The organism is Nocardia sp. JCM 38205, from assembly GCF_058222935.1.
On the sequence record NZ_JBYHFL010000001.1, the window covers coordinates 895,501 to 909,266 of the forward strand.

Sequence of the window (13,766 nt, forward strand, 5' to 3'; positions counted from 1 at the left end):
GGTGCAAGCCATCGTAGTGAGACACATTCGCCGAGCGGAAACCGATATCGGGTCCACCCGTGCGAAGCTGTAGCGGACACGTCACAGATAGGGATTCTCATGACCTTCAACGAGGGTATGCAGATCGACCCGAATCGAGCCTCATCCGGCGGCGGGCCGGGCATGGGCGGCAAGTTGGCCCTCGGTGGCGGCGCCGGCGGACTGATCGTGCTGGTGTTGACGCTGCTGCTCGGCGGCGACCCGGGATCGGTGCTCGGCCAGTTCACCGGCGCCCAGGATGTGCAGTCCCAGCCGACCGCTGGCACGCCCGAGCACTGCCGCACGGCCGCGGACGCCAACCGGTATGTGGACTGCCGGGTGGTGCTCACCGCGCAGAGCCTGGACGCGGTGTGGGCGGCCGAGCTGCCGAAACAGGCAGGCGTCGACTATGTGGAGCCGGAGCTGGTGTTGTTCTCGGGTTCGGTGTCCACCGGCTGCGGCAATGCCACCAGCGCGGTCGGGCCGTTCTACTGCCCGGCCGATCAGACCGCCTACTTCGATGTCAGCTTCTTCCAGGAGCTCGTCGACCGGTTCGGTTCCAGTGGCGGTCCGCTGGCCCAGGAATATGTGGTCGCGCACGAGTTCGGCCACCACATCCAGACCCTGCTCGGCGATATCGGCCGCGCGCAGCGCGATCCGCGCGGCCCGGAATCCGGTGCGGTGCGCACCGAGTTGCAGGCCGATTGCTATGCGGGGATCTGGGCGCACTACGCGGACAAGATGCCGGCCCCCGGCGGTGACGGGCGGCCGTTCCTGCAGAAGCTCTCCGATACCGATATCGCGGACGCGTTGTCGGCGGCGTCGGCGGTCGGTGACGACCGGATCCAGCGGGCCGCGCAGGGAAGGGTCAACCCGGAGGCGTGGACGCACGGATCGTCGGAGCAGCGGCAGAAGTGGTTCCTGGCCGGCTATCAGAGCGGCCGCATGCAGGCTTGCGACACCTACTCCGCCCGAGATCTGGACAACCCGGCCGCTCGCTGAGACGCCACCGCGCACGTCCACGGCGCGGATGCGGCGGACGAAAACAACGGCCTCGCACGGGTTTCGGTGCGAGGCCGTTGTCGTGCCGATATGGCGGACCGTTTCTAGAACTGGTCCTGGTAGTAATCGGACCCGTCGCCCTCGTCGGTGTTGGTGGCACCGATGACCTCGGGGGTGGATTCGCCCAGCGGACCGGTGAGGTCGTCGTTGCCGGTGCGGCTGCGGTACGGGTCGACGTTGCGCGAGTGCTCGTCCTCGTTGTTGTTGCGCTGCCCCGCGGCACCGGCGGCACCGGGGCCGCCCATGAAGCCGGAGCTCGAGGCAGGCGTGGTGCCGAGGCCCGCGCCCATCGGCATACCGGCGACGGGTGCGCGCATACCGCCGGGCAGCGCGACACCGCCCGGTGCACCGGATGTGCCCGGCAGAGAAGGGATTCCGGCGACGCCGCCGCTACCGGCACGCCCCGCCGAACCGCCGCTGCCGCCCCGACCGAACCCGCCGGTGCCGAACGCTCCGGCGCCGCCGCCGCTGCCGGCCGAACCACCGCTGCCGTAGCTGGCGGCGCTGGTGGACAGGCCGTTGGTGCCGCTGGTGCCAGAATCGAAACCGGCCGCGGTGGTGGCGACCTCCTCGGCCTGCGACATGAGCGGCTCGCCGACGTTCTGCATGACCGCTTGGGCGATCTCCGCCGGTGCCGGGCCGTTCTGCCCGACCAGCTGGCTCACCAAGCCGTTGAGCTCGGCGGTCTTACCCGCCAGATCGCCGCGGGTGGCGTTGACGACGCTGACCGCCTGGCCGAGATGTTCGGTGGCGGTGGCCATCAGGGTGGCCTGGGCGGGCGGGGTCATGATCACCGGCGCGAGCGCGACCGCCTGGCTGGCGAACGAGGTGGCGATCGTGGTGAGCTGGGCATTGCCCTGCTGCACCACCGCGGCCGCGCGCTGGGTGAGCTCGGAGATGTCGATCCCGCGCTGACTTGTCTCCATGCCTTCGCTGTTGGCCTTCTGACCCGCGTCTTGCGCGGCCGTGGCGGCCTGGCTCTGCCAGACCTGTTCGACCGCACCGAGGCTGCCCTTGCCGACCTGCATCGCCATCTCGATGACCTTGGAGGATTGGCTGAGGATGGCGGTGGGGTCGAAGGCCCCCATGACGCCGGTGCCGAAGCTGCCGAGCAGATCCAGGATGGGTTTGAACAGCATGTCGATCCCGGGCAGAGCGGGCAGCGCGATACCGCTCATCAAGGCGCCGACCGGATCGGCGGGCAGCGCCGGGAGCGCCGCAGCGGCCGGAGTGGCGGCGGCACCCGCCGCCGAGGCGGCACTCGCGGCGGAGGATCCGCCCATCACGCTGCTCACCGCACCGCCGGCCTGCCCGAGCACGCCCTGGGCGGCGTCGAGGACAGGCGCCGCGGCGTGGTTGATCACGGCTCCGGCATCACCGATCAGGGCAGACGCCTCGGGCGGCAGCCCGCTGAGGACATCTTCGGGCGTGGCGACCGGCGCGCCGAGACCGGACAGCCCGGGCATGCCGACCGGTGCGGCGCCGACACCCGGACCTTCCTCGGTGATCTTTTGCGCCAGTACGAATTCCGGCGGCTCGATCGGCGGGAGGTCGGCGGGCAGCTGCGGCATCGGCAGGTCGAGGATCGCCTGCTGCTCGAGCGGCACGGCCGACGCCTGCTGGGCGGCCGCGGCGACCTGATCGCGGGCCTGCTCCATCAGCGACTGTTCGGCCTCCGGCGCGATCACGCCGGACGCGCCGGAGGCGTCCAGTGGTTTCACAGGGCACCGCCGATCTCGCCTGCGACCTTGCCGAGATCGCCCGCGTTACCGAGATCGGTGACGTCGTAATTGGTAGCGGAACTGAACGCGGCCTGCGACAGCTTGGCGTACTTATCGGATAGGTCGTTGATATCGCGCGCCTGCAGCACCTGCGCGGCCGCGAACGACAGTAGGTAATCGGCCCCGATCAGCCCGAACACCGGAGTCATCGCCGAGACGCTGGCGACCACATCCATATTCCCCGCCCCGGCGATATCGCCCGCGATCGCCGCATTCGTGGCGCCGAACGCGCGGAGCCCTTCGGTTTCTACCGAGACATCACTCATGGAGCTGCCCCCCAATCCTCATCAACATCAGTGTCGTCAACATCGCGTTGCTCGAACGTCCGCTCGTCTGCCCCTACAGCGCAAGTTCTCCCGACAGCACGGCCGCTTCGGTTGCGGCCCAATATAGCCGACGACGCCGACATCGCTCGACCCCTCATACGGGCGCGCGAGAAAACTGGAACGTGTTGCAAATTAGAACAAGTTCTATATCCTCTGTCCCATGAAGGTCGCAGTGACCGGCGCAGCCGGGTACCTTGGCACGAATTTGCTCCCCCTGCTCGCCGATCGCGGACACGAGATCACGGCGATCGACCGGGTCGTGCCGCACCAACCCGGCCCAGCGGGCGTCACCTGGGTCTCCGCCGACGTCCTCGACCCCGAATCCATGCGGTCGGCCCTGGCGGGCGCGGAGATCGTTTACCACCTCGTCGCGGTGATCACCCTCGCCGAGAAGAACGATCTGGCCTGGCGGGTGAACACCGAAGGCGTGCGCGTGGTGGCCGAGGCCGCCCTCGCCACCGGGGTACGCCGGATGGTGCACGCCAGCTCCATCCACGCCTTCGACCAGTACACCTGCGGCGGCAGCATCGACGAGACCTCGGCGCGCTCGACCGACCCGGCACTGCCGGTCTACGACCGTTCCAAGTGGCAGGGCGAGATCGAGCTGCGCGCGGTCATCGAACAGGGACTCGACGCGGTGCTGTGCAATCCGACCGGCGTGTACGGCCCGCGCGATCTGAGCACTCCGCTGTCGCGGATCAACCGCACCCTGCGCGACGCCGCGCTCGGCCGGGTGCCCGCGATGATCGGCGGCGGATTCGACCTGGTCGACGTCCGCGATGTGGCCGAAGGCCTGATCCTGGCCGGCGAAAAGGGCCGCACCGGTGAGAATTACCTGCTCGGCGGCGAAATGACCTCGATGCTCGACGTCTGCCGCACCGCGGCGACGATCAACGGCAAGAAGGGCCCGCGGTTCGTCATCTCACCCAAGGTGATCACCGGGCTCATGCCGGTGCTCGAGCCGATCGGCAAACGCCTCGGCACCGATATCGTGTCCAAGGCCGCCATCGGGGCGCTGGTATCGGCGCCGATCGTCGACCACGGCAAGGCAACTCGCGAACTGGGCTACCAGCCGCGACCGCTCCAGGAGACGGTGCGCGACCTGGTGGCGTTCTTCGCCGACCCGGCCGGCACCACACCGCCGCAATCACGCCAGATTGCTTGACAGCGGTTAGAACGCATGTTCGACTAGCGGGGTGCGGTGGCAAAGCCAGACCCTGGACGCCGACGACGGCGCGCTGCCCGGCCTGGACCGGGCAGGCTTCGTCCGAACTGTACAGACCCCCGAATTCGACGGCATCACCTTCCACGAAGTGCTCTGTAAGAGCGCGCTGAACAAGATGCCCGAGGAGTCGGGCCTGCCGTTCCGGTGGACGATCAACCCGATGCGCGGGTGTTCGCACGCCTGCCGGTACTGCTTCGCCCGCGGCACGCACGAATACCTCGATCTGGACGCCGGATCCGATTTCGACAATCAGATCGTCGTCAAGACCAATATCGCCGCGGTACTGCGGCGCGAACTGGCGCGCCGCAGCTGGCATCGCGAAACCGTCGCCCTGGGTACGAATACCGACCCCTATCAGCGTGCCGAGGGCCGATACCGGCTGATGCCTGGCATCATCCGGGCCCTCACCGATTCCGGTACCCCCTTCTCCATCCTCACCAAGGGCACGCTGCTGCGCCGCGATCTGCCGTTGCTCACCCTCGCCGCGCGGCAGGTACCGGTGCACATCGGGGTGTCGCTGGCCATGCTCGATCCCGAACTCCATCGCAGCGTCGAGCCGGGCACCCCGTCGCCCAAGGCGCGGCTGGAGCTGGTGCGCGCGCTCGCCGATGCGGGTTTCGAGGTCGATGTCATGGTCGCGCCGGTGATCCCCTACCTCACCGACAGCAGTGGCCATCTGGACGAGCTGTTCGCCGCCATCGCCGATGCGGGCGCGCGCAGCGTCGTCGCCTTTCCCATGCACCTACGCGGCAGCACCCGGGGCTGGTTCCTCGGCTGGCTGGCCGAGACCCATCCGGCGTTGCTGCGCCGGTACCGCCAGCTCTACGGCCGCGGTGCCTACGTCACGCCCGAGTATTCGCGGTGGTTGCGCGGCCGCATCGACCCACTGCTGGAACGGCATCGGCTCACCCGCGAGACGCCCGAGCCCGCCGAGACGGTGCCGCGGGCGCCCGCCGCGGTCGATCCGCAACTGGCGCTTTTCGCCTGATCAGCCGCTCCGCCACGCTGACGTGCTGCGACGCGCCCAGGATCGCCCACTTTCCCGGCAGCCCACCCGCCGAGCGGAGTAGGTTGGCCAGAGGCAGCTCTCTTCGACAGGAAGTGAAGCAGGCACATGGTCGACCACCACGACATCGCGGGCCGGGCAGCAGTTCCCGGCTCGACAGTGCGGGCCGCCACCCCGGTGGATCGGGTGGCGATCCGCTTCGCGGGCGATTCCGGCGACGGCATGCAGCTGACGGGCGATCGTTTCACCCATGAGGCGGCCGCCTTCGGCAACGACCTCGCCACCCAGCCCAGCTTCCCGGCCGAGATCCGCGCACCGCAGGGCACACTGCCCGGGGTGTCGTCGTTCCAGATCCAGATCGCCGACCACGACATCCTCACCGCGGGCGATCAGCCCGACGTGCTGGTGGCCATGAACCCGGCCGCGCTCAAGGCCAATCTCGGCGATCTGCCGCGCGGTGGCACCGTCATCCTCGACACCGACGAATTCACCGCACGCAACCTGGCCCGCGTCGGCTACACCAGCGATCCGCGCACCGACGGAACATTGGCCGATGTGGTGGTGCATCCGGTGCCGATGAGTTCGCTGACGCTGGCCGCCACCGAAGCGGCCGACGTCGGCAAGAAGGCCGCCCAGCGCGCCAAGAACATGTTCGCGCTCGGCTTGCTGTCGTGGATGTACGGGCGCGAACTCGGCGGCACCGAACGCTTCATGCGGGAGAAGTTCGCCGACTCCCCCGCCGTCGCCGAGGCCAATATCCTGGCCTTTCACGCCGGCTGGAACTACGGCGAGACCACCGAGAGTTTCGCGACCACCTACACCGTCGCCCGCGCGGCCCTGCCGCCCGGCACCTACCGTCAGATCACCGGCAATACCGCGCTCGCCTACGGGTTGATCACCGCGGGCCGGCTGGCGGGCCTGCCGGTCTTCCTCGGCTCGTATCCGATCACCCCGGCCTCCGACATCCTGCACGAATTGAGCAGGCACAAGAGCTTCGACGTCACCACCTTCCAGGCCGAGGACGAGATCGCGGGCATCGGCGCAGCGCTCGGCGCCGCCCTCGGCGGAGCGCTCGGCGTCACCAGTACCTCCGGGCCTGGACTGTCGCTCAAGAGCGAGACGATCGGTCTGGCCGTGATGACCGAACTGCCGCTGGTGATCATCGATGTCCAGCGCGGCGGCCCGTCCACCGGTCTGCCGACCAAGACCGAACAGGCCGATCTGCTTCAGGCCCTCTACGGGCGCAACGGCGAATCACCGGTCGCGGTGCTGGCGCCACGCTCACCCGCGGACTGCTTCGACACCGCCGTCGAGGCGGCCCGTATCGCACTGACCTATCGCACGCCGGTCCTGGTGTTGTCGGATGGCGCGATCGCGAATGGCTCGGAGCCGTGGGCGATTCCGCGGGTGGAGGAGCTCGCGCCCATCGATCCCGGCTTCGAAACCGAAGCGCCCGCCGAGGGCCCCTTCCAGCCCTACGCCCGCGACCCGGAGACACTGGCCCGCCCGCTCGCGGTGCCGGGTACGGCCGGACTGGCCCATCGCATCGGCGGTCTGGAGAAATCCGATGGCAGCGGCGAGATCTCCTACGATCCGGCCAACCACGAACTGATGGTGCGGTTGCGGCAGGCCAAGATCGACGCGATCACCGTCCCGGCAGTCGAGGTCGACGACCCGTACGGCCGCGCCGAACTGCTGCTGGTGGGGTGGGGCAGCTCGTTCGGCCCGATCGGCGAGGCCTGCCGGCGAGCGCGCCGACGCGGCGTCCCGGTCGCACATGTGCATCTGCGCCACCTCAACCCGCTGCCGCCGAATCTGGGTGAGCTGCTGCGCGGCTACCGCACCGTGGTCGCGCCGGAGATGAACAGCGGGCAGCTCGCGATGCTGCTGCGGTCCCGCTACCTGGTGGATGTCCGGCCGTGGACCAAGGTCGCTGGCACCGCGTTCTCCGCTCAGGAACTCGTCGGCGTCATCGACGCCGCACTCGACGGATCACTCGACGATATGGAACAGGACAAGGCCTTCGCCGCCAGGGCGCGGGCCACCTATCGCAGCCCCGGGGGCCGCTCATGACCATCATCGACCTCACCGCAACCGGCGCCTTTCTCGGCATGCCCGACGCGTCGGGCACCGCGGCGGTGCCGCGCTCGGCCAGCCCGCAGCGCGCCAAGGATTTCGCCTCCGACCAGGAAGTGCGCTGGTGCCCCGGATGCGGCGACTACGTCATCCTGGCGACCGTGCGTGGTTTCCTAGCCGAACTCGGGGTGCGCAAGGAGAACCTGATGTTCGTCTCCGGGATCGGCTGTTCGAGCCGCTTCCCGTACTACCTCGACGCCTACGGCATCCATTCCATTCACGGCCGCGCACCCGCCATCGCCACCGGCCTGGCGGTGACGAGACCGGATCTGTCGGTGTGGGTGGTCACCGGCGACGGTGACGCGCTCTCGATCGGCGGCAACCACCTGATCCACGCGCTGCGCCGCAACGTCAACCTGACGATCCTGCTGTTCAACAACCGGATCTACGGCCTGACCAAGGGCCAATACTCCCCCACCTCGGAACCGGGGAAGGTGACCAAATCGACCCCGATGGGGTCGGTGGATCACCCGTTCAACACGCTGTCGATGGCGCTCGGCGCCGAAGCCACCTTCGCCGCGCGGGCACTGGATTCCGATCGCGCCGGGCTCACCGAGGTGCTGCGCGCGGCCACCGCACACCGGGGCGCCTCGTTCGTGGAGATCTTGCAGGATTGCCCGATCTTCAACGACGGATCCTTCGATGTGCTGCGCCGCGGCGACAGCGAGTCCCGGCTGATCCCGCTGCGTCACGGGCAGCCCGTCGTCTTCGGCGCCGATGGTGAATTCGCTGTCGTGCGCGATGGTTTCGGGCTCGCGGTGGCACGCACCGCCGATGTCGGCGAGCACGAGATCATCGTGCACGACGCGCACACCGACGCGCCCGAATACGCCTATGCCTTGTCACGGCTGTCGGATCAGGGGCTCGAGCACGTCGTCACCGGCGTCTTCCGTGACGTCACCCGCCCCACCTACGACGACGCCGTGCGCGCCCAGACCGTGGCGGCGAAGCAGGGCCGTCGCGCCGATCTGCAAGAACTGCTGACCGGTACCGAAACCTGGACGGTCGGCTGAGCGGCGGCTCAGGCCGGTTTCGCGAACCCCAGATCGATCACCGCACCGCGTTCGGCGTCGAGCTCGGCGACCGAGGCGTCGATCCGCGCACGGGAGAACTCGTCGATCTCCAGATCCGGCACGATGGTGCACCCGCCGTGGGCGCACGTCACCGGGAACGAGCTGATCAGACCCTCGGGTACGCCGTAGGAGCCGTCGGAGGGCACCGCCATCGACACCCACGCTCCCGCGCTACCCAGCACCCAATCGTGGATGTGGTCGATCGCGGCGCTGGCGGCACTGGCGGCCGAGGAGGCGCCGCGGGCCTGGATGATCGCGGTACCGCGCTGCTGCACGGTGGGCAGGAAGTCCTCGCGCACCCAGCCGGAGTCCACCATCTCGAGCGCCGGACGGCCGGCGACGGTGGCGTGGGTGAGGTCGGGGTACTGGGTCGCCGAGTGGTTGCCCCAGATCGCGACCCGCTCGATCTCGGCGGCCGCGGCTCCGGTCTTCTTGGCCAGCTGGGCGATGGCCCGGTTGTGGTCGAGCCGGGTCATCGCGGTGAACCGCTCGGCCGGTACGTCGGGGGCGTTGGTCATGGCGATGTAGGCATTGGTATTGGCCGGGTTGCCCACTACCAGCACCTTGACGTCGTCAGCGGCGCTGGCGTTGATCGCCGCGCCCTGATCGGTGAAGATCGGGCCGTTGGCGGCCAGCAGATCCGAACGCTCCATCCCCGCGGTGCGCGGGCGCGCGCCGACCAGCAGCGCGATATTCGCGCCGTCGAATCCTTCCCACGGATCGTCGCTGATATCGACCGATTCCAGCAGCGGGAACGCACCGTCCTCGAGTTCCATCGCGACACCTTCCAGCGAGGCGACCGCGGCTGGAATCTCGAGCAGACGCAGCCGGATCGGGGTATCGGGGCCGAGCATGGCGCCGGAGGCGATCCGGAAGAGCAATCCGTAGGCGATCTGGCCGGCCCCGCCGGTCACGGCGACGGTCACGGGCGCGGGTCGGGCGGCAGCACTCACAGCGACTCCTCAGCGGTCGGCCGGATGATCTGGCGTTTTCCACCCTAGCCAGCCGCACGGCCGGAGTCGGCCGACCGTGAGGTAACAGACATCTCAGCTCAGTTCGGCCACTTCGCTATCGGTCAGCACCACCGGTGAGACGTAGTCCTTGGCGCGGACGAGGGTGACCGCCCGATAGAGCGGACGCTCCCCCAGCCCGGCATCGCGCGCCTCGGCGCGCAGCTGATGCACCAGCATGTCCGAGACCGCGACCGCGGTCGCCAGCTGGCTGGCGGCCAGCCCGTCGGCCAGTTTGCGCAGGCCGAGCAGATGCAGTTCGCGACCGCTGCCCGCGTCGGTATACATCGCCAGCGGGATGATCTGGGTATCCGGCCCGGCGGTCACGCGCAGCACGATTCGGCTCAATCGGCCCGGATATACCAGGATCTCCACGCCAGTCGCCTCGGCGAGCGGGATCCGCCGCTCACCGAAGAGCGTGCGGGCGTGAATCGTGTTGCCGCGCAACCACATCCGCCGACGCCGCAGCGCCAGCGCGTAGCCGACGGTTGGCGCGCCGACGACGAGACCGATGAGGACGGCGATCGGCCAGCTCACCCACACCGCCGCCAGCAGCGCGGCACCGACGCCGACGCCGATGGCGGCCAGGGACAGGCGCCGCAGCATCGGCGCGTACACCTCGGGAGCGACCAGGTCGAGCCCGATCGGCGGATCGGATTCGCCCGGTGTGGGAGTTGGTTCGGTCACGGTCGCGCTGTCGTCCTCACGGCGGGATATGTCCCGGGCACCGTACTACTCCGCGCGATGCAATGCGGCGGTAACGGCGCCCACCACCTCGCCGAGCGGGATCTGGCGCTGGTCGCCGGTGGCCATGTTCTTGAGCCCGATGGTCTGCTCGGCCAGATCGCGGTCGCCGAGGACCAGGGTGAACTTGGCCCCGGAGCGATCGGCCGCCTTCATCGCGCCCTTCACCCCGCGCCCGCCGTAGGCCAGGTCGACCCGCACCCCGGCGGCGCGCAGCTGTGCGGCCAGCACCACCATGCGCTGAGTCGCGGCCTCGCCCAGCGGAACGCCGAAGACCTCGCAGCGCGCCGGATCACCCGCCGTTTTGCCCTCGGCGGCCAGCGCGAGCACGGTGCGGTCGACGCCGAGACCGAAACCGATTCCCGACAGCGCCTGCCCACCCAGCTCGGCCATCAGGCCGTCGTAGCGGCCGCCGCCGCCGATCCCGGACTGGGCGCCGAGCCCGTCGTGCACGAATTCGAAGGTGGTCTTGGTGTAGTAGTCCAGCCCGCGCACCATCCGCGGGTTCACCACATACGGCACGCCCAGCGCGTCGAGGTGGCCGAGTACCTGCTCGAAATGGGTTTTCGCCGATTCCGACAGGTGATCGATCATCAGCGGCGCGTCGGCCGTCATCTCACGCACCTGCGGACGTTTGTCGTCGAGCACGCGCAGCGGGTTGATCTGGGCGCGGCGGCGGGTCTCCTCGTCCAGCGGCAGCGCCAGCAGGAACTCCTGCAACAGCTCACGGTACTGCGGGCGGCAGGTCTCATCGCCGAGCGAGGTGACCTCGAGCCGGAAGCCGTCCAGCCCCAGACCGCGGAAGCCGGCATCGGCCACGGCGATGACCTCGGCATCCAGCGCCGGATCGTCGATGCCGATGGCCTCGATGCCCACCTGCTGGAGCTGACGGTAACGGCCGGCCTGCGGGCGCTCGTAGCGGAAGAACGGGCCGGAATAGCACAGCTTGACCGGCAGCTGCCCCCGATCGAGGCCGTGCTCGATGACCGCGCGCATCACTCCGGCGGTGCCCTCGGGCCGCAGCGTGACGCTGCGATCGCTGCGGTCGGAGAAGGTGAACATCTCCTTGCTCACCACATCGGTGGACTCGCCGACACCACGCGCGAACAGCTCGGTGTCCTCGAAGACCGGCAGCTCGATATGCCCGTACCCGGCGAGTCGGGCGGCGCGGATCAGGCCGTCGCGCACCGCGACGAACTCGGCCGAGCCGGGGGGCACGTAGTCCGGTACCCCCTTCGGGGCGGAGAAGCTGCTGGTCTTGGTCACGATGGTCCAGTTTCCCTCACTACCGGGCCTCGAGTCCAACCGGTTTGTCCGCGCGGGTCGCGGCGGGTGCCGGGCGGTCTCAGGTAGAGATGGCACACTCTTAGCCGAACATGACACTTTCGTAGTGAGAGAACAGCGCACGGCCGGTCTCCGGGCCAGGCCGCCGCACGGGAGGAACGTGGTAGTGCCGAGCAACGAACAGCGTCGAGCGGCAGCGAAACGCAAGCTGGAGCGCCAGCTGGCCAACCGGGCCGCGCGGGCGCGCAAGCGCAAGCAACTCACCATCGCCATGTCGGCGCTCGGCGTCGTCGTCGCGGTCGCGGCGGTGACCGGCGTGTACTTCCTGACCCGCGGTGAGGACAACGACAACACCGCGGCCGAGACGCCGGACGCCTCGCTGTCGAGCACCCCCATCGCCGCGCCTCCGCCGCCGGCCAAGGCCAAGCCCGCCACCGTCAGCTGCGCCTATCCCGACAGCCCCAAGCCCGCCGACAAGCCGGCGCAGAAGCCGCGCACCGAGGGCATCCAGACCACCGGCGACAACGCGACGCTGAGCATCAGCATGGAGACCAGCCAGGGCCCGATCGGCCTGACGCTCAACAACGCCGAATCGCCGTGCACGGTGAACAGTTTCGCCAGCCTGGCCGGTCAGGGCTTCTTCGACGGCACCAGCTGCCACCGCCTCACCCAGGGCCCCGGCCTGGAGGTGCTGCAGTGCGGCGATCCGACCGGCACCGGCATGGGCGGACCGGGCTACCAGTTCGACAACGAGTACCCCACCGATCAGTTCGCCCCCGATGATCCGGCCCTGCAGGAACCGATCGCCTACAAGCGCGGAGTCATCGCCATGGCCAATGCCGGGCCGGGCACCAACGGAAGCCAGTTCTTCCTGGTCTACGGCGATTCCCAGCTGCCGCCGAACTACACCATCTTCGGCACCGTCGACGAGACCGGGCTCGCCACCCTGGACAAGATCGCCAAGGCCGGGCAGGACGAGTCCAACGGCCCCGGCGACGGCAAGCCGAACCAGCCGGTGACGCTGAATTCGGTCCGCATCGACTGATTTCCCGTCCCTCGAGATCGGGCCCGCGACCGCACTGGTCGCGGGCCCGATCTATCGGTGGCGAACCTGCTCCGGCGCCGTCATCGTTCGGCCTTTTCGACCTCGAACCGAAGATCATCCGGCGAGTTCGGTTCCGTGCCGGAAATGTGCGATATATGCTGATGAGCGGTCCGCTAGGAACGACTGGGCCGGGTGTTCTCGGGTAATCTCGTAATACGGAGTGCGCGTAGCGAAGTCGGCGGCGCGAGCTCCCGGTGTTCGCACAGGCGGGCCAGGGATCGCCGGGCGGCCACCTTTCGCATGGCGGTTGTATCGATGACGTAAGAAGTCGATGACATATGAAGCGGCGTTCATGACGAAGCACCACAATCATCCATAGGGATCACCGCAGCATCGGGAGCAGCCATGTCCGAGGAACTGGACGATATCGGCCGGGAAACCGCGGCCATGATGAAGACCATGTTGCAGATCGCGACCCTGGTCGCGCTGAAAACCCGGGAGCGTGGTCAGAAGGAAGCCGAGGCCAGAGCCAAGCTCACCGAGGCCAAGATCAAAGAAGCGCGTGAGGCGCAGATCCGTGAGGCCCGCGAATCCAAGTCCAAGGATCCGCGCAATATCGAACTGGCCCAGATGATTTCCCGGCCCGCGCCGGAGAAGACGCTCGGCCAGGAGAAGGTGATGGGGCTGGCGCAGCAGGCCACCGCCACGGTCGAGCGCGAGAGCATGCCCTACCGGGGTGTTTCGCTGCACAAGGACCGGCCCTCGCTCCCCGCCCCCACCGGCGGGTCCATCGCCGCCGCCACGGCCAAGGCCGCCATCCGCTACGACTCCCCGGAACGCCGCGCCGCGCTGGCCGCACATCTGGCCAAGATCGGTATCGCGCCGGAAATCGCCGCGGTGCGCATGTTCATGGAGATCGGCCAGGCCAAGCCGCCCATCGAGGCCATCCGCACCCGCCCCGAACCTGGTCTGGAAATCCTCACCGGCAGGGACCAGGAGCGCACCCGCGGACTCGAACGCACCCGCTGATCACACCGTTCGTCCGGCGCCCGTCGA

General features: G+C 68.9%; 12 protein-coding genes. 7 read left to right on the forward strand and 5 right to left on the reverse strand.

Annotated features, from left to right (window positions below; all coding sequences use genetic code 11):
* The first annotated feature begins 99 nt into the window (after window positions 1–99).
* Window positions 100–1,020, forward strand: a complete 921-nt coding sequence (gene ypfJ, locus AC4HOU_RS04115) for a KPN_02809 family neutral zinc metallopeptidase (RefSeq protein WP_163814625.1) — start codon at window positions 100–102, stop codon at window positions 1,018–1,020.
* Window positions 1,021–1,124: 104 nt separating this feature from the next.
* Here the strand turns inward: ypfJ and AC4HOU_RS04120 are convergent, their stop codons facing one another.
* Both AC4HOU_RS04120 and AC4HOU_RS04125 read right to left on the reverse strand, forming a co-directional pair.
* Entirely contained in the window at window positions 1,125–2,801 is a 1,677-nt protein-coding gene (locus AC4HOU_RS04120; protein ID WP_195019632.1) for a hypothetical protein, read from the reverse strand.
* Window positions 2,798–3,127 carry a type VII secretion target gene (locus AC4HOU_RS04125; RefSeq protein WP_163814627.1) on the reverse strand — a complete coding sequence of 110 codons (330 nt, stop codon included), beginning with the start codon at window positions 3,125–3,127 and terminating at the stop codon, window positions 2,798–2,800. Before AC4HOU_RS04125 ends, AC4HOU_RS04120 begins: the two co-directional genes overlap by 4 nt.
* Window positions 3,128–3,347: 220 nt before the next feature.
* Here AC4HOU_RS04125 and AC4HOU_RS04130 point away from each other — a divergent pair, with 220 nt between their 5' ends.
* From AC4HOU_RS04130 to AC4HOU_RS04145, 4 genes are all read left to right on the forward strand, one after another.
* Window positions 3,348–4,352, forward strand: a complete 1,005-nt coding sequence (locus AC4HOU_RS04130; RefSeq protein ID WP_163814628.1) for an NAD-dependent epimerase/dehydratase family protein — start codon at window positions 3,348–3,350, stop codon at window positions 4,350–4,352.
* Window positions 4,353–4,383: 31 nt separating this feature from the next.
* Window positions 4,384–5,400, forward strand: coding sequence for an Rv2578c family radical SAM protein (locus tag AC4HOU_RS04135; protein WP_163814629.1), 1,017 nt, complete (start codon window positions 4,384–4,386; stop codon window positions 5,398–5,400).
* A gap of 126 nt (window positions 5,401–5,526) precedes the next feature.
* Window positions 5,527–7,491 (forward strand): 2-oxoacid:acceptor oxidoreductase subunit alpha, encoded by a 1,965-nt coding sequence (locus AC4HOU_RS04140; protein WP_195019633.1) that lies wholly within the window; start codon window positions 5,527–5,529, stop codon window positions 7,489–7,491.
* Window positions 7,488–8,567 carry a 2-oxoacid:ferredoxin oxidoreductase subunit beta gene (locus AC4HOU_RS04145; RefSeq protein WP_195019634.1) on the forward strand — a complete coding sequence of 360 codons (1,080 nt, stop codon included), beginning with the start codon at window positions 7,488–7,490 and terminating at the stop codon, window positions 8,565–8,567. Before AC4HOU_RS04140 ends, AC4HOU_RS04145 begins: the two co-directional genes overlap by 4 nt.
* Window positions 8,568–8,575: 8 nt before the next feature.
* Here the strand turns inward: AC4HOU_RS04145 and AC4HOU_RS04150 are convergent, their stop codons facing one another.
* The 3 genes from AC4HOU_RS04150 to hisS all read right to left on the reverse strand — a co-directional run bounded on the left by AC4HOU_RS04150 (window position 8,576) and on the right by hisS (window position 11,647).
* A complete protein-coding gene (locus tag AC4HOU_RS04150) occupies window positions 8,576–9,580 on the reverse strand; it encodes a malate dehydrogenase (RefSeq protein WP_195019635.1) in 1,005 nt (334 codons plus the stop codon).
* A gap of 93 nt (window positions 9,581–9,673) precedes the next feature.
* Complete coding sequence (locus AC4HOU_RS04155) at window positions 9,674–10,324, reverse strand: hypothetical protein (protein WP_163814632.1); 651 nt, start codon at window positions 10,322–10,324, stop codon at window positions 9,674–9,676.
* A gap of 45 nt (window positions 10,325–10,369) precedes the next feature.
* Window positions 10,370–11,647 (reverse strand): histidine--tRNA ligase, encoded by a 1,278-nt coding sequence (gene hisS / locus AC4HOU_RS04160; RefSeq protein ID WP_163814633.1) that lies wholly within the window; start codon window positions 11,645–11,647, stop codon window positions 10,370–10,372.
* 184 nt (window positions 11,648–11,831) lie between these two features.
* On the opposite strand from hisS, the gene AC4HOU_RS04165 reads away from it, so the two are divergent.
* Together AC4HOU_RS04165 and AC4HOU_RS04170 are read left to right on the forward strand one after the other, a co-directional pair.
* Window positions 11,832–12,710, forward strand: a complete 879-nt coding sequence (locus AC4HOU_RS04165) for a peptidylprolyl isomerase (RefSeq protein WP_195019636.1) — start codon at window positions 11,832–11,834, stop codon at window positions 12,708–12,710.
* 405 nt (window positions 12,711–13,115) lie between these two features.
* Window positions 13,116–13,739 carry a hypothetical protein gene (locus AC4HOU_RS04170; RefSeq protein WP_194991422.1) on the forward strand — a complete coding sequence of 208 codons (624 nt, stop codon included), beginning with the start codon at window positions 13,116–13,118 and terminating at the stop codon, window positions 13,737–13,739.
* Window positions 13,740–13,766 lie beyond the last annotated feature (27 nt).